The following is an 18,540-nucleotide window of genomic DNA, read 5'->3' on the forward strand; positions in this document are numbered from 1 at the left end:
ATGACTGTCTCTCAGCAAATTCCTGTAGCAACGCTCGGCGTGCCGCGCTTCGGTCGTCGGCGAGAACTGAAATTCGCGCTTGAAAGCTACTGGTCCGGAACATCGTCCGCTGGCGACCTTCTCACGACGTCGAAGGCGCTCCGTGCCGCTAGCTGGGAAGAGCAGCGCGATCGCGGCGTGTCGAAAATCCCGTCGAACGACTTCTCGCTTTACGACCATGTGCTCGACACCGCAGCCATGGTCGGGGCCGTTCCATCCCGTTACGGCTGGAATAGCGGCGAGGTCCCACTTGACATCTACTTCGCAATGGCGCGCGGCAACCAGGGTCAGACGGAGGATTGTGGACACGCTGGTTACCAGGAGGAGGCTCATGGACCTGGTGTAACCGCGATGGAAATGACCAAGTGGTTTGACACCAACTACCACTACATTGTGCCGGAACTCGATGATGATCAGACGTTCGCCCTCTCGTCATCGAAGCCGGTCGATTACTTCCTCGAGGCTAAAGCTCTCGGCATTCACACACGCCCAGTCATCCTTGGACCCATCACCTTCCTCAAGCTGGCGAAATCGCCTGCCGAGGGGTTCGGTCCCATCGCGCTCCTACCGCGGCTGCTGCCGGTTTACGAGCAGCTTCTGGAGAGGCTGAAGCTGTCGGGAGCCGACTGGGTGCAGATCGATGAGCCAGCGCTTGTCCTCGATCTGAACCCGAACGAACGAGCTGCGTTCGAATTCGCCTATGGCCAGCTGTCGAAAGCCGCGCCCGAGCTGAAGATCATGCTGGCTACGTATTTCGGGTCGCTGGGAGACAATCTCGAAACCGCGATTTCTCTGCCCCTGGCCGGCCTGCATATTGATCTCGTGCGCGCTCCCGAGCAGCTGGAAACGGTGGCTCGGCTCGCTCCGAAGGATCTGGTGCTCTCGCTTGGCTTGATCGATGGCCGCAACGTCTGGCGTGCGAACCTGCCCGCCATTCTCGACCGCATCAAACCGATCGTCGCCGGCTGGCCCTTGGACCGCGTCGAGATCGCGCCTTCTTGCTCGATGCTGCATGTGCCGATTGATCTGCGCATGGAGACGGAACTCGACGCGGACATCAGGTCGTGGCTCGCCTTCGCGGCCCAGAAGACCGACGAGCTGGTCTTGCTAGCCGGGGCCCTGTCCCAAGGCAGGGATGCGGTGGCAGGCGCGTTGAAAGCGTCTGCCGAGGCTGCCGCCACGCGCGTGACATCCACGAGGATCCATGACCCGCTTGTTCAGGGGCGGATCGCTAGCATTGAGGACAGCGCGAAGCGACGAGAGAGCGCTTTTGGCGAGCGCTCCAGAGTCCAGGCCGGCTCACTCGGGCTGCCGCCGTTCCCGACGACGACCATCGGGTCCTTCCCGCAGACGCCGCAGGTACGCAAGGCGCGGGCCGCTCATGCGAAGGGCCAGCTGAGCTATGTCGACTATGAGACGTTCCTGAAGAAGGAGATCGAGGCTGCAATTCGCTGGCAGGAAGAGATCGGGCTGGACGTGCTGGTGCATGGTGAGTTCGAGCGAAACGACATGGTACAGCATTTCGGCGAGCAGTTGTCCGGCTTCGCGCTCACCCAGCATGCCTGGGTACAAAGCTATGGGTCGCGCTACGTGCGTCCCCCCATCATTTTCGGCGACGTATCGAGGCGCAATCCGATGACAGTGCGCTGGTGGCAATTCGCCCAGTCGCTTACGGAAAAGCCCGTGAAGGGAATGCTCACAGGCCCAGTCACCATTCTCAACTGGTCTTTTGTTCGCGACGACGTACCCCGCTCCGAAGCCTGCCGCCAGATCGCGCTCGCCATCCGCGACGAAGTGACGGATCTCGAAAGATCCGGCGCAAGGATGGTCCAGATCGATGAGGCCGCGTTTCGCGAAGGATTGCCACTGCGCCAATCTGACTGGAAAGTCTATCTCGACTGGGCTGTCGAATGTTTCCGGATCGCTTCAACGGGTGTAAAGGACGCGACTCAAATTCATACCCACATGTGCTATTCGGAGTTCAACGAGATCATTCACGCGATCGCTGGAATGGATGCGGATGTCATTTCGATTGAGACGTCGCGCTCGAAGATGGAACTGTTGGACGCCTTCACGAGCTCCAAATATCCGAACGAAATCGGTCCTGGCGTCTATGATATTCACTCACCACGCGTCCCGGAAGTCGGCGAGATTTCGGACCTAATCATGCTTGCCCGCGAGCGACTGTCCGACGGCCAACTGTGGGTAAACCCGGACTGTGGCCTCAAAACACGCAAATGGGAGGAGGTCCGCCCTGCCCTCATGAACATGGTCGCTGCAGCGCGCGCGCTCCGGGAGAAAGTGGCCTGAGGCTTCTCCTTCCTCACCGTGTGGTGAGCTACCGGCTGGCTCCTGTCGGCCGTGAACATGCCAAACCGGCACACTCTTGGAAATGAGCCACTCGGCGCAAATGTGCAATTTCCCTACGGCACGTGTCTTAATCCCGCAGAAATATAAATGTGGCACTACGCTATAATATTGGTTCCTTGGGGACATACAGGCCCCGCGCCTCGAACAAATCGGACACGCGTCGTTTCTCAAAGTAGACTGCTTGGCGCGTTCGCTCAGGCAGCGACAAGATGGACGTCGCAATTCGTGTCGCCAAGTAAAAATCGCCAATCATTTTCGATTGCGAGTCCGCAGCCGATTGGCCCTTATTTTCCTGAGATCTGCGTTACAGGCCGGGGCGTTGTCGCCGTTTCTGAGGGTAAGATGGGATAGGCGACGTCAGGTGCCTCTCCGGTCAGCGAGTTGAGGAAGGCAACAAGCAGGTCAACTTCTTCGTCCGCCAGTACTACGCCGAGCTGGGTGGTCCCCATAATGGCGACGGCCTGTTTCAGATCCCAAACCTTGCCCGAATGAAAGTATGGCGCGGTGAGTGCAACGTTGCGCAGCGGCGCCACGCGGAAGACATAGGAATCGTCGGCTGCATTGGTGACCTCAAATCGGCCCTTGTCTTTGTCCGGCAGGACTTCGGCGCTGGGCCGTTCCACGAGGCCGAATGGGTAATAGGCTTGCCCACCAACGTTGATGCCGGCATGGCAGGACGAGCAGCCTTTGTCCATGAAAAGCACCAGGCCCTGTTTCTGTTCGGAAGTCATGGCAACCTCATCACCATTCAGGAAGCTGTCGAACGGGGCAGGTGTGACCAGTGTCGCCTCGAAGGCTTCGATCGCCTTGGCGAAGTTGTCGAAGGTGACCCGATCGGCTTCAGCCGGAAAAGCTGCATCGAACCACTCGACATATTGCGGCATGGACTTGAGAGTGGCGATGAGTTGGCCCGGTGTATTGGCCATTTCGATCCCGGCTTGGACCGGTCCCTTCGCCTGAGCCTTCAGGTCTTCGGCACGACCATCCCAGAACTGGGCGATGTTGAAGACAGCGTTCAGTACAGTCGGCGCGTTGCGCTGTCCCTTCTGCCAACCATGGCCAATCGAGGTTTCGTGATTGTCGTCGCCGCCGGTGGCCAGGTTGTGGCATGAATTGCACGACAAGACGCCTGACGCCGAGACGCGTGGATCGAAGAACAGTGCCTTGCCGAGAGCGATCTTTTCCGGGGTGATCGGGTTGTTGGCGACTGTCGGCGTGGTGGATGGCAAAGCCGTGAAGGTGGCCAATGCCGTATCTCTGAGGTCGGTGGGGATCGAATCCGCAGCAAAGGCGGTGGGTGCCAGCAAGGTCACAGCCATCGTACTGAATAGGATTTTCATAATTGGTCTTCCTGCGTCGTCCACGCAGCCATTATGCGATCTGCGGCTCATGAACGCCCTGAGCTAGATCAGCTTGAGGGAGAGGACGGGGTCTCACACCTGTTTTCGCAGCTGAGCTGGGACCTCTTGGAAGTGATCGCTCTTCTCGATTGGACTTCAGGGAGGAGGAGTATCCCTGGTTGGCAACCGGTTTTATGCATCAAAGCACGCCCTGAGGGCGGCTTCGTAGATTCGGTCACTGCGATCTTCCAGCCAAGGTTGAGAAAGTCGACAGCATCCGCAAGACTGGCAATCTCTTGCACGATGTGCGCTGCACGCCTTGCGAAAAGTGAGCTTCTGAACCGTCAGGGTTCATTCGTTCCTCCTGACCTGCTGATTGCGTGAATCGACCTTATCGACACCCGCCGACTGCACATTGTGATGTCACCAGCGATGGCGGTTTCAATACCTAAGCAGCGACGGTCTATGTGACAGTATGGATGTGGTATCGGAATAGGCGTTCCGCCTTTGTGGACCGTCACACCGGCATATAGCTCCGCTTCTACGAACATCCCATCACGCGAGGAAAGACATGGCCAACACGCGCAGTATCGCCAATCTAGCCCTTTGTGTCGACGGCGCCGCGCTTGAGCAGGTCCACCCGCTGTAACTGCCTCACCTTGATCCACAGATCCTGGGCGCTGACCACGTTGTCGTCATCATTTGACGGGCGGGGGGCATTGGCCCATAAGCGAGCCAACGCAAACTGTGCGGTTGCCAATGCGTAATGAAGTGAATTGGAATGATCTTCGGTTTGCGAAACACGCACGTCCGACGCAGCTTGCGTTGACACAGGCGGTTTTAGGCGCAATAGCACCTCCGCTGGCCTATTTTGTGGAGTTCAATTGTGGTTCGGCCAAAGGCGCGGGGCGCCGGACCGGCCCCTTGTAAACGTAATCAAAGAGAGAGAGACCCTGCATGGAAGAAATCTTACCGCGCATCGCCACTGGTGCCGGCATCGGCCCGGCTGTCGCAGAGAAGGCCGTTGGGTTAATGCTGGGTTTCCTGCGGAGCCACGCGGCCGACGGTCCCGGCGCGCGCATGATCGAGGCCATTCCGGGAGCTTCGGAATTAGTAGCGAAGTATCATGGCGACGACCCAGAGGGTGGCGGCCTTATGGGGCTCGGGCAGCAATTGATGAGTGAGGGTCTCAGCATGGCAAAGATCGCCGCCCTCGCCAACGAGACGATCGCCTGCGCCAAGGAACATGCCGGCGACGAACTCGTGGACGAGGTCCTCAATTCCGTTCCTGGCCTTCCCCAGTTTGTCTGATTAGCGGCAGCCGGGGGCGCATGACCTTGTGCGCCCGTGCCGGCCCGTTTGCGCAGCAGGCATTCTCCGCCGGGCGTTCCGCACCGATCTCGTGAGACCACCAACCGCCGGGCACGCGGAGCGAGCGTTGGAGTACTTCATTCGTCTATCGAAAAATCAACTTCAGGCGATTCGATGTGTATAATTTCTGGCGGTAAGGGTTTATCCTGAACGCTTTCGATGAAGCCCGCGAGATAGGCAAACGTATTGTATTTCTCGAGGACTAGCCGCTTCGCCTCTCTTATTGCGCCGCGACGTTCCTTCCAGAGGTCTGAGTTGATAATTTCTTGAATTTTTTGGATTACGTTCTTGTCCTCTGGGTCAATCAGAACCATAGAGTCCGAAGGGAAGAACCTCGTGATTGCCGGGCTGCCGTAATAGATCGGCATTGTTTCAGCGACGAAGCAGTCCATAAGCTTCTCTGTAAAATAGTAATCAGCACGAGTATTCTCGAACGCTATACTGTAGCGATAAGGTGCGAGTGCGTTCCATTTATCTCCAATCAGCCGAAAACCTCGGCCGAACAGGTCAAAATCGAGCTCCTTTCTTAGCCGTTCCAGAAACGCCAGCCGATACCGATGTCCTTTAAGCAGGGCGATGTTACTGGTAATCCATGAGAGCCGAAGTGGCTTATCCATGACTTCGCTGACCAGAAGTTGGTCATATGTCTTGTTTACAGACCAAGACCGAGTGATCGGTGGAGACAAAACGAATCGGCGAGCTGCATTCTGCCGAGCAACCAGCTCTGCGTCAGACGTCAGGACGATAGTATTTTTCCCCTGCCCTTCATGAAATGCACGATGAGCTTTCGTCGGCGGTTCGCCGATTGCAAAAATTGTCCTGTTGGGGCTCGCCTCGATATCAACAGGGAGCCCAAAAAGAGAAGCAGAGTTAAAGACAATATGCCAATCGGGCACGAAGGATGTCGTGCGTACAAAAGCGACATTGTTCCAGATTCCACTGCCCTTTGGAGTGAGGTGGTGGATTGCATCATCCAAAACGCCCCAAGAATCTAGACATGTAGCAACAATGGGCGCCGGGCGTTCCGTCAACAATTTGGCCGACAAAGCAGTTCCACTCCCTTCACTCGTGAAGGTACTCAATCGCCATTCAGGATTGCGGTAACATCGGGCAGCATAAACCTTCCGGGACCTGCTGTCGAGGCAATTGTCGCTTTGCACTTGACCAGGTTCTTCCTCGCTTCGTGTGGTGATTAGGCCGGCTGAGTGGCAGCATGCGTGCCTAAGGAGTTCGCAGCCGGCGCTGCCTAATGGTACGTTTGATCGTCTTCAGGCGGTTGATCAGCCCTTCCGCCTCGGCCGTTCTCCACGGCAGTTCAATGGCATCGCGAACGGAGTCAACGTCACGGAGGTAGGACCAGACCGAAACGCGTGATGGCGATGAGCCGGGTGACGCCAAGTCGACAAGTGCCGAGCTTGCCCAACTCACAGGCCCCGCAAAATGCCGCGGAAGGGCATGGCAAGCCTGCGCATAGTGGCAAACTCATGTCATCCCTGCTTCAGGACGTCGACCTTTCTGGCCTGGTTGATCGTCAGCACATCCGGAGGCTTCATGCAGAGGGCCTCGGCGACTACCGGCGAGATCACACGGCCGGTCGCGGCATTCTGTATGAGGACGCGTCGCTGGCTGGTTGATGCGTATGATTGATGCAGGCGGCTCACTGTCCTTGCCCGGCCTCTCGGCGCGGCGCCAACTTGCGAGAAGCCGCTCCAGATTCGAGAAGCTGCCGGTCGCCGCGCTGTTTGATATCGTGGAACAGGTGTCATCCGCAGCCATTGCCGCCTCTCCAGGACCGGCTAAGAAACGCCTCGAAATACATTGATGTCCTAGGTTTATCAGCGGCGGTTCCCAGCCCCTTTGCAAGAGCGGCTCACCGGCGATGAACTTACATCACTTTGGCCATTGCCAATGAACGTTTGTTCCATCGTCCCTGACGCCCACCATCAAGCGACCACTATCGCTCGATTTCACAGCGCGCTTAGCCTTGAGGCTACTAGCGACTTCGGCGCTAAGTTAGAGCGGCACGCGCCACGCACCTCGGCAGGGTCGCCAACAACGAGTGGCTCAGCTGTCACGCCGCGAAATATGGCGCATCGATGTCGCTTCTGGACGAGCATTGGCAATAACGCAGTCAGAGACATTGTTGCTTTCAGCGGCAACCGGCCCTATGAAGCGACGCTTCGCTGACTATGTTTCACCGCCTGGAGAGTTTCATGACAGAAGAAGCCGGAAAAAACGTCGACACCCTCATTGAGCTTGCCGCCGATGTCGTGTCGGCCTACGTGTCCAACAATCCGATCCCGGTGGGGGATCTCCCTGCCCTCATCGGCCAAGTGCATGCGGCTCTGAGAGCGACGGCCGGAGGTATCTCTGCACAAGAGCCGGTTGCCCTTACGCCTGCAGTCCCGATCAGGAAGTCGGTGACACCGGACTACATCATCTCCCTTGAAGACGGGAAGAAATTCAAATCTTTAAAGCGCCATCTGTCGACCCACTATGGGCTGACGCCGGGTGAATATCGGGCCAAATGGGGCCTGCCGGTGGATTATCCCATGGTGGCGCCGAACTACGCCGCGAAGCGTTCGTCACTGGCGAAAACGATGGGGCTCGGCCGCAAACCGAAAGCGCCGAGAGAGCCGGAAGCGCCGGTGCCGACGAAGCGAACTCGCAAGAAGGTCGCGGCTTGATTGCGGCAATTGAAATTCCTTCTGCAGCGTTGCAGCCGTCGGCTTAATCTGGGCGTCGCATAAAAAAGGCGGGGCCAACCCGCCTTCTTTCCAACAACTTGTTTCATGAGGAATTCGCGACCCATGCAGCAATCTGCTGCCCTCACTTTTTGCTCGTCCCTATCGAGCGGCAGTGAGCACTTCCGGGCCTACACGCCCACTCTTGCGACTTCGCAGGAGAAAATTTCAACCAGCTTTGCTCAGGCTGCCAGCTGAGGACTTGCCAGTGCGGCGGTCCTGCTCGATCTCATAGTTGATCTTCTGGCCGTCAGCGAGGGTCGAGAGGCCCGCGCGTTCGACAGCGGAAATGTGGACGAAAACATCCGGACCGCCATTGTCGGGCTGGATAAATCCAAACCCCTTGGTGCTATTGAACCACTTTACCGTTCCAGTCGTCATATGCTTGTTCCTTCTTCTACAATGCACGTCCGCGGCCATTAGGCCTGTCCGAGTCATAGCCGAGAGTTGGGCGCAGCAAAAAGCGAAAAATTGTTAAGCCCCGATCAGCTGGCGCACTCCATTGTGGGCGTAGCCGCCAGCAAGCACTGTCCTACACTACCGCTCGAGCGTGGCCGGAAGCGCCCAATTTCTTCCAACGCTCCTCAGCGCCACGTCGATGGCTCGTGTTTGGAGGCGCGGGACGTAAGGCCGACCGCTGCTCGTGCCGCCAGGTCAAAAGGCCGGGTAGTTCACGGAGCTGCCTTCGTGCATAACACCTTGGGAGCGCCTTAAGGAGTTTCGAGTTGGATTGTTTCAAGAGGGTCGAGGGGTTGATCGATGCGACCAGCGTGGAAGCAATCGATAGCGCGCGCGTTTTGCTGGACCAGTTCAAGGGCAAGTCAGAAACAATCGCCCAAGCGATTGACGGCTTCCTGCTTGATTTCATGACCTTGCTGTTTGTGGTAGAAGCCACCCGCGAGCAGTTCCACAATCCGGCGAGGCGGTTAGCGCGCATCAGATTGAGCAAGGTAAGGCTGTTACTCACGCGATGCTCTTGACCTAAGCGACCACTCCGCCAGGCATGCATTTGCAGCCGAGCGCACCAGGCGGGCATGAAATCAATCGCGACCGCTAAATTCTGCTGTTTGGTTCCCAGGGACGACGGCAAGCGCGGACAGCTTCCGTGCTGCTGTCCTGCAGCGGCAAATGTGCTGCATGCCCCCATCCAAGGCGAGCTCGACGTTTGTTTCTTACGTTGACCAAGGTCCCGCGAAAACACTCCCCTTCCGCAGCAACTCATCACGTTCAACGGCCTCGCGGCAGGCCATCACGCCAGAAGAGAGCAACGGCATCGTTTTTCCCGCCCAGTCCTACGACCTCGTTCTCCAGCGCCTCGCGAATGTCGCCACCCGCCGTTTTTTTCAGGTCCGTCTTCGCGCGCGAGCTGGGTCCGCGCCCACTTAGCTACGCTGCTCACGCCTCTACCCTTCAGCACCCCCGGTCTGACTGTCGAGGACATCGGTCCGCTGGAGCGACAACATTTCAATTCTGACCGTCGGTGCAGCGGCCTTCGAAGCGCATCCTGTCCCCCTTCCCCAGCAGCGCGCCCAATCGTCTTCCAATGAAGAAGATATTCTCAGCCGTGCTCGCGTCGCCTTCAGCCCTGTTCGATGGCCCACAATGTCGGATGCACAACATGTCAGACTGACTTGTCCACATGCCTCGAATGTTTTCTGATCTGGCACGGTGCATGCGTGGTCGTCCGCAAGGCGTCGCGGATCAAGGAAAATCCCTCCAATGACCATCCCCCCAAGAACACCGCCGCCGGTCTCCTGGGCTCATCCCAAGATGAGGCTCGAGTGAGCCTTGGCCGCATGATTCATCTGGCTCGGCCTGCCCGCCGATCCTCCCACGGGGATCGAAGACGCAGCCCGTTCAGGAAAATGAGGATCAAATCACTGCCTCGAAACTTGCCTTTCCAACCGGAGCCATCGATCGCCGCCTGGCTGCGCAAGGCATTCACTGCCACCGCCCTGGCCCTGGAGACGACCGCTCCGGCTCTGGCCGCCACCGACGGCGGCAAGATTACGGATTTCCTGCTCCATGATGGCATGGAACGGTCGACATGACCCCGCGCAAATCGTCACTTCATATGATCTGGCACAAGGTCCGCAGCGCCGACGAGCCACCGGGCAAACCCGAACTTGCCCCTTCCCTCGAGCGTCTGATCTTTAGGGCGACGCCCAACCGCGCCGACAGCGAGTTCGACGGAGCCGTCTCAGTCAGCGGCTATAATACCGCCCTCACCGCCTATAAATCGCTTTGGGCGAGATGATGGGCTTCGAGGCCGCTAAACGACCATGATCGAGAGCGAGCGAAACGCGATCCTGAAGGAGCGCCGTTGCCGCACAGAGACGAACTGCTGGACGGGAAGGTCAACGCGACGTTGCGGCCAATCAGCCCTACCGCATTCCGGTCAACGGCTGGAGGCAGGAGATGGAGAAGCTGAACGGCACCGACGCATTCACGATCTCCAACGGATACCGAACAACGCCGTGCTGGTGGTGGCCGGCGACGCAGAGCCTGAGACGGTGAAGGCGCTGGCAGCGAAGACCTATGGAAAGGTTGCGCGCGGGCCGGACCTGCCACCGCGCAACCGACCGTCGAGCCCGACTAGTAGAACCGCTAGGCGTCCTGTAGCGAATTCAGATATTCTCCCTCCCACTTGGGTACCGTGGTCTGCTAGCTGTATGGCCGAGGCCCTATAAGGAACCTTTACGTCCGGAATACACACCCCACCGACTATATACACCTGCTGCGTTGAGGAGGAATCCGGTATTGCCCCTGTGCCCGCCGATGATCACCTGCGATCCCCTGACCTGTTTGGACCCATCGATCGCCTGCCGGCACTTGGCACGCGGATGGGCGAGCGGACATTTGAGGTTCTCAACCCGTCGACCGGCGAAGTGCTGGCAGAGCTACCCGATATGGGTGTCGAGGATACATGCGCTGCGATCGACAAGGCCTATGTCGCGCAGCCTGGATGGGCAGGGTTTACCGCACGTGAGCGCAGCGACGTTCTATGGCGATGGCATCAGTTGACCATCGACCACGCCGACGATCTCGCTGCAATTCTCACTGCGGAGATGGGCAAGCCGCTTGCGGAAGCCAAATCGGAGATATCGCATGCTGCGGCGTATCTGCAATGGTATGCCGAGGAGGCAAATCGGGTCTATGGCGAGACGATCTCCGCACCATCGGCCGACCGCCGAATGTTGGTGATCAAGCAGCCCATCGGGGTCGTCGGCACGATAACGCCATGGAATTTCCCGGCCTCGATGGTGGCGCGCAAAATCTCCCCAGCCTTGGCGGCGGGCTGCACGATCGTCCTCAAGCCCGCTGAACAGACGCCGCTCGTGGCTGGAGCAATGTTCGCCCTCGCCCATCAGGCAGGCTTTCCCGAAGGCGTCGTCAACCTGATCTACGCATCCGAAGCTGACGCGGTCGGCCGCGAACTTTGCACAAATCCCAAGGTCCGCAAGATCAGCTTCACCGGGTCTACTGAGATCGGGCGCCTACTCATGCGCCAGTGCTCGGCCCAAATCAAAAAAGTCAGCCTAGAACTCGGCGGCAATGCACCTTTCATCGTCTTCGATGACGCCGATATCGATGCCGCGGTAGACGGTGCGATCCAGGCGAAGTACCGCAATGCCGGCCAGACCTGCGTTTCAGCGAACCGCCTTTACGTCCAGTCGGGCGTTCACGACGAGTTCGTCGAGAAATTCGTTGAACGGGCTCGCCAACTTCAAGTTGGTGACGGTTTTGCGCGCGGAGTGGACATAGGACCCCTCATCGACAAGAAGGCTTTGGCCAAGATTGAATCCCATATTGCCGATGCCGTAGCTAAAGGCGGCGCGATTCGATGCGGGGGCAAACGCATCGGCTCGAATGGCACGTTTTTCCAACCAACGGTCCTGACCGGTGTCACCAGCGAGATGACCGTCGCGCGCGAAGAGACATTCGGGCCGCTCGCACCGATTATTCGCTTCAAAGATGCGGATCAGGTCGTGCGTGATGCAAATGAAACGATCTACGGCCTCGCGGCCTATTTTTATGCCTCCAACCTGAAGCGTGTTTGGCATGTCGCCGAGGCCTTGGAATACGGAATGGTGGGGGTAAATACCGGCCGGATGTCTTCGGAAGCGGCGCCGTTCGGTGGGATAAAACAGTCCGGCATCGGGCGGGAGGGATCCCGCCATGGGCTCGAGGATTACCTCGAAATGAAATATCTCTGCATGGGCGGCATCTGAAGCATCGGCTTGCACAGGCGGGGTACCTAGCGAGCGATTTCCAAACATGTGATTGTAGAATCGCTCCTCAATTAGGGCGGTCCATATCCGAGCAAACACGCAATCCCGAGGAGTACCCTAATAGTTTAGGGATCTATCTCTCCCGCGACAAGCGTCTGCATTTCGGCGAAGACCTCGTGAATGTTAAGGAGGATACGCTTGCGATTTGGCGGCCCTAGCCGAATAAGTTCAGACGAACTTGCGCGGGTCTGATTGGAAGCTTGTGCACCATGCCGGATCCTGAACGCTGGTTGTGAGCAATATCCGGTTTCGGACCCGAATTTGAACCTGCTACATTCCGATTGTCAGTAGCTCAGTTGTTCTTCGGCTGAATGCCGCGTCGGTACAGTCTCGGACAGAATAGAAGATAGCATCACGCAGGCATTCGCATTCACATTGGTGATCGGCGCACGTTCCAGGGCGCCAGGTTGACCAAGCGGGTCGAATCGCATGACAGCCTTGACCGGCTGGAGGACGGAATGCCGATGCCGCAGAGGTTGGTCAGCGCAGTCGAGCCCACACGGCATTGCGGCACGAACAGCAAGGGCTGGGAAGCGATCGGCCGAGCGGTCCTCGAAGGCGCGGGCCAGGGTTGTCGACGACGCGCTGGTTCAGGTCCGCTAATCTGGTCTCTACCGTTTGATAGCGGCTTCGGTCGCCCCAGTGACAGCATATTTGGCATGGTCGGCTTTGGTTGCCGCGCAAATCTGGTCGAGATTGGGACAGCTCACTGGTGCACCTTTGGCTCATAGTGCTTCCTCCTCATCGAGATGAGGATTGCCGGACTTGGCGTAGAACACCAACACGGGTCTGAGATCAAAGCGCGTCCCGGGTGCAAGGCGCTGGACGGACCGGGGCCATGTTTCGGTTGAGACGCCATCGATGCCTCGCGCCAGCGTTCTGGCGAACCGGGGCATTAACGGAGCGAGTGTCGGTGCCAGGATCGCAGCGGCCGTCGTCTGAAGGGCTAGCGAAGTCCGATTGCGGGCGGGATAGAAACGTCGCGCCGCCGCAAAGTCTTGCGCCCCACGGTAGATCACGCAATCGCGCACGAATTCGCAGACCTGAGTGGCCGCGCGCCGGACCGAGAAGCCTTCGTCCGAATATGCCCGCTCCATCGCAGCGCGATAGATCTCTATGCGAGCAAAGAAGGCGCGGTCGACCGGGCTCCAGTCGCCTGCATCGGGTACACGGCCGGCAAAATCGTGCTTGATTTCCTGGTTCAACGCCTCAAGCCAGTTCAGCCAGATGCTTTGGAACACCTCGTTCTCGGTGCAGCGCAGCGCGTCCAGCGTGAAACCCGTCCGCTCCCCTTCCGGGCGTGTCAAGCCCAAATGGAGGCGCACGACGTCGACTGTCTTTGGGCTTAGAACCTCCTTGCCCCAGACCGCATGGCGGCAGCTGGTTGAGAACTTCTTGCCGTCGAGCAGGTAAAACTCGTTGACGTGATAGCGGATGCGTGGTGTCCAGTGGGAGAAGACCTCGGCGTAAAGAGCGGGGTAGAGTAGCGCGTGGTAGAACGAATTGTCGAAGCCGAAGAAATGGACAATCTGCCAGTCGTTGCGGGGCATCTCCGCCTTCCAGTCACGACCCAGCGAGCGGCCGAGCGCCTGGATGTTGTAAAGGAAACCGAAGGCCATCTCCGGCCAGACCCAGATCACTTGCCCCGGGAAGCCTTCGGCCGGCAGGCCCCAGTCCGAGGGGTGGGTAATGGGTACTGAAAATTCGCCGCGTTGGCGTAGGCGCGCGAAGAGATCCAAGATGCGTAGCGGGACGCCTGATGCCCTTAGATGCCGGTCGATATTGTCGTAGCAGCGGTCCAGGGCAAGTTCCGGACGGCGGAGGGAGCCGACCAGCGGCGCTTCGGCAGACTGCCGTGACCGCGCTGCACCCAGGTCGTGGCAGAGGTTTGGGGCGCCGCATTCCTCGCAGATGTTGCCAGCGGCGGAGCCGCCACAATCGGGGCAGAGGCCGCCGACATCCGGCTCGTAAAGATAGTGACCCGTCACAGCATCGAAAAGCGCAGGGCTCTGGCGCAGATCTACCGCCGTGCTGCTCAGAAGAGTTCGGAAACACGCGGCTTGAAACTCGCCGTAACCGTCATCGCCCATTGTGGCTTGGAAGCTGTGGACGTCACAATCGAGAAGTGCAAGCGTGGCACGAATCTCGTCGGCGTAGTAGCGCGCCACGTTTGCAGGCTTCGATTGATCGGCATCGGCGCGTGTCGCGACGTAGCTCTGGTAATCGTCGCTTCCGGTCAGGTGATAGGCCTCGACTCCTTTCATGCGCAGGAAACGAGTATAGACGTCAGCGCCGAAATAAGGGCCAGAAAGATGCCCCAGATGCAGATCGCCATTTGGCGTTGGCGGCGCGGAGAAGACGAAGGTCGGCCCGCGTGGAGCCGTGGTCTTTAAAGCGGCATCAAGGGCGGCCTCGCCGTCTCGCCAGTAGACATCGACGAAATCCAGGTCTTTGTTCCCGTCATTGCGCAGCACATGCGCTTCAAAAGGATGGAACAGAACGACGTCGCCGGCCTCGACCGAGATTTCCCCAAGGTCGGTGGTGACCTTGCCCGCACCAGACAGGACCACGAAGGCCTCGATTTCGTCGTGCCGATGGGGCTCGGATGTGACCCCGGGTCCAACCTTTCCGAACGAAAACCCCGTGCGAGCACTGCCCGTTCCAAGCGTGGCCGTGTCGATACCGAACGCTCGCGACAGCTCCGTTCGAGAAAACGTGTATTTGCGCATGACAACGAACCTAAGCTGTTGAAGAGTGGGACGGACCTTCGGCTGCCAACGAACAGCCTCAAGTGCACTTCATGGAGAGAAACGGCAGCCCGACCCGTTGGCGGCCCGGCCAGGATAGTGCAGCTCTGGGCCGGCAGGCGGGCAACCAAGGGGGGCGCTGGTCGGGCTGTAGGCACACAGAACACCTCCTGTGACCACGTCCACAATCCACGTGCCAAAGCGTCCGATGCTCCGCGAGCCCGCAAATCAGACCGCCATACCGTCCGCGCATTTTTTGAGCGGTCGATCAGTTTCGTGTGCATGCCTCCGCCTGGCTGCGTGAGCTCAATCGCGATAGAAGATGCCATTTGGGGGCTTGAGATTATCGAGATCGGCCACTTTGCCCTCGGGCGGGTTAAGGGCGCGCTTAAGCACGTTATATTCAGCGCGGGTCGGCCCACCGGTTGAGGCACGCTGGAACACCAAGTAGAGTGTCCGCCGAGAACGATTGCTTTTGTTCGGTCGTGAGTAGTGCGGTGCGTAATCGTCGAAGATGAAGATGTCGCCAGCCTTCCATACTACGGGTTCCCAAGAGAACGTTTCGGCGACTTCAGGATAGATCACCCCACCGGCATCCATGGGAAAGACCCCCTTTTTGTGGTTGCCGGGGCTGAAGAAAAGCCCGCCGTTTTCCGGGTCGGAATCGTCGATGCCTATGGCAACCACCGCATGGACCATCCGGTCGGGGAGCTTGTGTGGAATGTGATAAATGTCCTGATGCGGGAGATAGCCGCCGCTATCGGGGTAGTGGAAAATCAGCAACTCCTTGAGCCTGCGCGAATCTTCGCCGAGCAAATCCTCGACCGCTGACTGTATGCGCTGATCTTCTAAGAGCAAACGACGCAATGGATCATGGAAGTCGAGAAAATTCTCGATCTTGGAGACGATCTTTCGATTGTCCGTCGTCTTCTCGAACCACATGAGCCATTTATCATCGCTGACATCCCAGCGTGACATATCTTCGACAAAAATAGAGATATCTTCCTGAGCGGCTGGAGCGAAGAACCTTTCGAGCCTGACGTATCCGTCTTTCTGCCACTTTTCTCTTTGTGCATCAGTCAACATGCGAAAAGCCTCCTGTTGGAAAGACTGTTGGTCGGACATCCCAATTAGGGCAGTCGGGCGCTGGTCAAGTTGCGGGTCCACGGAGACGGACTCACGTCATGTGGGACGGCGATGCTAAGTGCGTTCCGCTCCGGCGGACATTGTCCGCAGAAGCTCGGCGCGAGACTGCCTATGTCAGGCTCAGTCGGGTCCATTGCTTCCGTAAACTGGGCCGGATCAATCGCTTCACCCGGTCCAGCCACGACACGCATCCCTAAAGGGCCGCACCATCCGCTGACGGCCGACCCAGCCATGGCCGCCAAGACCACGGCGCTCTTTCGAGTGAGCGACCTGGTACGGTTTTGACAACCGTAGGGAAAATGCACGCCCCCAGAATAATGCGATGCGCCGCTTGGTCCAAGAACTTGTTCGGTCACGATGATTTCGGAGAAGCCTCCGGCCTTCGCCGCAGCGGACGCGGACGTCATTCCCAGGATGCCACCGCCGATGATCAGAAGTTTACGAGTCATATCCCGCTGCCCATTTCTTCGGCTACGGGGGCGGGCCAGCTCTCGATCGAGGTATGGCTGATGAAGCCAGGATGCTCGGGGTTCGCGCATGGCGCGCGCCCAAGAAGGCTATCGAGGATGCGGCGCGCGCGCCAGGCCAGCAGGCTTAAGTTCGGATCGGCCAGGCCGCGCTGCCCGAGGCTCGCGTTTTGTGCGAAGATGCGTCTGTCACGAGGTCCGTCCCAGCTCACCGAAAAATCCTCGCGAATAGCTAACTCATTGTCGATATGCTCCAGCCGGTGCGCGATGGGTTCCAAGAAGTCTGGCATCGCGTTCTCGTAACCGGTGGCCAGGATGACGATGTCAGCCGCGACTTCTTCGACCTCGACCATGCCGTGCTGCAGGGTCAGCCTGTGACCCGCGCCGGCGTTGATGCAGTGCGAGACGGTGCAGCCCGGCCGCAGTGTGATGTCGCATCGGTTTGCCTCGAAAAATGCGTGGCGGTACAGCGCCTGATAGATCGCGCGCAACGTGCTTTCCGAAATGCCGTCCGAGGCAAGCACGAAACGCCGCAGGAGCAGCTTACGCTGCGACTCGCTCATCGCCGCGAAACGATCCGAAAAGCAGGGCATGAACAACTCGTTTGTGAACGGGCTGTTGTCCAGAGGCAGATAGTTTTCGCGCTGCGAGACCCAAGTGATCGAGGCAGGCCGCCGTTCTTTCGGCAGGCCGATAAGATGCAACATCACCTCGGCTCCCGACTGGCCTCCGCCGACCACGCAGACATGCTTTCTCCGCACCTCAGGATGGATGTGCAGTAAAACCGATGAGTGGAACAGGTTGCGTCCAGTCCAGCCCTGGAACTGAGGCGGAATTTGCGCCTGCTTGCCAATGCCGACCACGACGTCTCTGGCGCCGAGAACCGCCTTGTCCGTCCGCACCCGAAACTCGCCATCAAAGCGGATTTCGCGCACTGTCTCGCCGCCACGCACAAGTGGGTTCCTGTGGAAGACCCAGTTCAGGTATTGTTCGAACTCCACTCTGAGCACGGCTTCGAACTGTGCGTTCAGGAAGTGATACAGACGCCCGTTCTCGTGCAGGAAGTTTACGAAAGTGTAGGCCGATCGCGGATTCACTAGAGTGACCAGGTCCTTGAAGTGGCTGACCTGGAGCTCCGAGGAACCGAATGCACTGCCTGGATGCCAGCGGAAGTCGACCTGCCGATCCAGGAACACCGCCCCTTTCCCAACTTGCTCGTGTAGCTGACACGCAAGGCTCAAATTGGACGGGCCAGCACCGATCCCAACGCAAGATAACTCCACTGCTTCCTCCTATAGAGTCTTGCCACTAGGCGGGTTGTTCGCGGCGAATATCGGCCACAGCCATTGGGCCCCCCTCGCGGACCTTCGGAGCACCGGTCCCGACCGGGTTTGCGAGAATTTGTCCATCGCGTTCGCGTCGTTGAATGTAGACCGGAGCATTCCAGCGCGGTGAAATCGAGGGGTCAGGCCGGCGACGTGGAGCAACGACGTATGTCTTTCCGTTCGTCTGGATGCCCGCGTCGCCGTCACGCGAGACGCTTTGCAGGCCCATTAAGGTGTTTGAAGCCGCCCAATCGCCGGCCGACCATGACGTGCCGGCCTTTCGGCGGCTTGATGGCAGGCGAGAGCGCGGTGTTCACTACGGCGACGGCATTTTCGGTGCGCATGATCATGGACGACGTCTCGCTGATGCGTTCGGAGAGTCCCATGCATGGGCCGTGCCAGAGAAGGAAATCTTATTAAACAATGGGTTGGCGGATTACGATCCTGTCCGAAATCCGACATTGAGGGGGACGCTTCAGGGCGGCGCCCGATTTGCACTTCGGATGTCGCCTTTCCGAATAGCTAATTGGGCACCCTCTGCATCAGAATACTTCTTATGGGGACCAGCACAGTGTTCATGAACAGACAGTGCAGAACCCTGCGTCTCTGTCGGACAGTTCACGATATGCCGTGTCCATCGAGCTCAGCAGTTGCAAGAGCTGCCAGATCCTGCGCCCTATCGTGCCGTTGCACTGGCTC

General features: G+C 58.6%; 15 protein-coding genes. 8 read left to right on the top strand and 7 right to left on the bottom strand.

Annotated features, from left to right (window positions below):
- On the top strand, positions 1-2,349 hold the full coding sequence (metE, locus tag NKL06_RS10905; protein ID WP_031210616.1) for a 5-methyltetrahydropteroyltriglutamate--homocysteine S-methyltransferase: 2,349 nt from the start codon (positions 1-3) through the stop codon (positions 2,347-2,349).
- A gap of 344 nt (positions 2,350-2,693) precedes the next feature.
- Here the strand turns inward: metE and NKL06_RS10910 are convergent, their stop codons facing one another.
- Entirely contained in the window at positions 2,694-3,749 is a 1,056-nt protein-coding gene (locus NKL06_RS10910; protein ID WP_023685632.1) for a cytochrome-c peroxidase, read from the bottom strand.
- A 957-nt stretch (positions 3,750-4,706) separates the two neighbouring features.
- Between NKL06_RS10910 and NKL06_RS10915 the strand changes: the two genes are divergently transcribed.
- Positions 4,707-5,060: a hypothetical protein gene (locus NKL06_RS10915; RefSeq protein ID WP_023671848.1), complete on the top strand. Its 354-nt coding sequence runs from the start codon at positions 4,707-4,709 to the stop codon at positions 5,058-5,060.
- A 137-nt stretch (positions 5,061-5,197) separates the two neighbouring features.
- Here the strand turns inward: NKL06_RS10915 and NKL06_RS10920 are convergent, their stop codons facing one another.
- On the bottom strand, positions 5,198-6,202 hold the full coding sequence (locus tag NKL06_RS10920) for a glycosyltransferase family 10 domain-containing protein (RefSeq protein ID WP_155924293.1): 1,005 nt from the start codon (positions 6,200-6,202) through the stop codon (positions 5,198-5,200).
- A 1,131-nt stretch (positions 6,203-7,333) separates the two neighbouring features.
- On the opposite strand from NKL06_RS10920, the gene NKL06_RS10925 reads away from it, so the two are divergent.
- Positions 7,334-7,807 carry a Ros/MucR family transcriptional regulator gene (locus tag NKL06_RS10925; protein ID WP_023693512.1) on the top strand — a complete coding sequence of 158 codons (474 nt, stop codon included), beginning with the start codon at positions 7,334-7,336 and terminating at the stop codon, positions 7,805-7,807.
- A gap of 225 nt (positions 7,808-8,032) precedes the next feature.
- On the opposite strand, the gene NKL06_RS10930 is transcribed toward NKL06_RS10925, so the two are convergent.
- A complete protein-coding gene (locus NKL06_RS10930; protein ID WP_023671852.1) occupies positions 8,033-8,245 on the bottom strand; it encodes a cold-shock protein in 213 nt (70 codons plus the stop codon).
- Positions 8,246-8,589: 344 nt separating this feature from the next.
- Here NKL06_RS10930 and NKL06_RS10935 point away from each other — a divergent pair, with 344 nt between their 5' ends.
- The 5 genes from NKL06_RS10935 to NKL06_RS10955 all read left to right on the top strand — a co-directional run bounded on the left by NKL06_RS10935 (position 8,590) and on the right by NKL06_RS10955 (position 12,096).
- Positions 8,590-8,844, top strand: coding sequence for a hypothetical protein (locus tag NKL06_RS10935; RefSeq protein WP_023693511.1), 255 nt, complete (start codon positions 8,590-8,592; stop codon positions 8,842-8,844).
- 696 nt (positions 8,845-9,540) lie between these two features.
- The gene (locus NKL06_RS10940) at positions 9,541-9,915 is read left to right on the top strand and encodes a hypothetical protein (protein ID WP_156939158.1); all 375 of its coding nucleotides are present in this window, start codon (positions 9,541-9,543) and stop codon (positions 9,913-9,915) included.
- Complete coding sequence (locus NKL06_RS10945) at positions 9,912-10,121, top strand: hypothetical protein (RefSeq protein ID WP_023693509.1); 210 nt, start codon at positions 9,912-9,914, stop codon at positions 10,119-10,121. The genes NKL06_RS10940 and NKL06_RS10945 overlap by 4 nt, the downstream gene beginning before the upstream one ends.
- Positions 10,122-10,146: 25 nt before the next feature.
- On the top strand, positions 10,147-10,554 hold the full coding sequence (locus tag NKL06_RS10950; protein ID WP_156939157.1) for an insulinase family protein: 408 nt from the start codon (positions 10,147-10,149) through the stop codon (positions 10,552-10,554).
- Positions 10,555-10,632: 78 nt separating this feature from the next.
- Complete coding sequence (locus NKL06_RS10955; RefSeq protein WP_245267142.1) at positions 10,633-12,096, top strand: NAD-dependent succinate-semialdehyde dehydrogenase; 1,464 nt, start codon at positions 10,633-10,635, stop codon at positions 12,094-12,096.
- 785 nt (positions 12,097-12,881) lie between these two features.
- On the opposite strand, the gene NKL06_RS10960 is transcribed toward NKL06_RS10955, so the two are convergent.
- From NKL06_RS10960 to NKL06_RS10975, 4 genes are all read right to left on the bottom strand, one after another.
- Positions 12,882-14,885: a class I tRNA ligase family protein gene (locus NKL06_RS10960; RefSeq protein WP_023693508.1), complete on the bottom strand. Its 2,004-nt coding sequence runs from the start codon at positions 14,883-14,885 to the stop codon at positions 12,882-12,884.
- Between the two features lie 324 nt (positions 14,886-15,209).
- A complete protein-coding gene (locus NKL06_RS10965) occupies positions 15,210-15,989 on the bottom strand; it encodes a phytanoyl-CoA dioxygenase family protein (protein ID WP_023693507.1) in 780 nt (259 codons plus the stop codon).
- Positions 15,990-16,494: 505 nt separating this feature from the next.
- Complete coding sequence (locus NKL06_RS10970) at positions 16,495-17,799, bottom strand: lysine N(6)-hydroxylase/L-ornithine N(5)-oxygenase family protein (protein WP_023693506.1); 1,305 nt, start codon at positions 17,797-17,799, stop codon at positions 16,495-16,497.
- Between the two features lie 245 nt (positions 17,800-18,044).
- Complete coding sequence (locus tag NKL06_RS10975) at positions 18,045-18,191, bottom strand: hypothetical protein (protein WP_156939155.1); 147 nt, start codon at positions 18,189-18,191, stop codon at positions 18,045-18,047.
- Positions 18,192-18,540 lie beyond the last annotated feature (349 nt).

The sequence above is a fragment of the Mesorhizobium sp. C268A genome (genome assembly GCF_040324475.1).
In the GTDB taxonomy this organism is placed as follows: domain Bacteria; phylum Pseudomonadota; class Alphaproteobacteria; order Rhizobiales; family Rhizobiaceae; genus Mesorhizobium.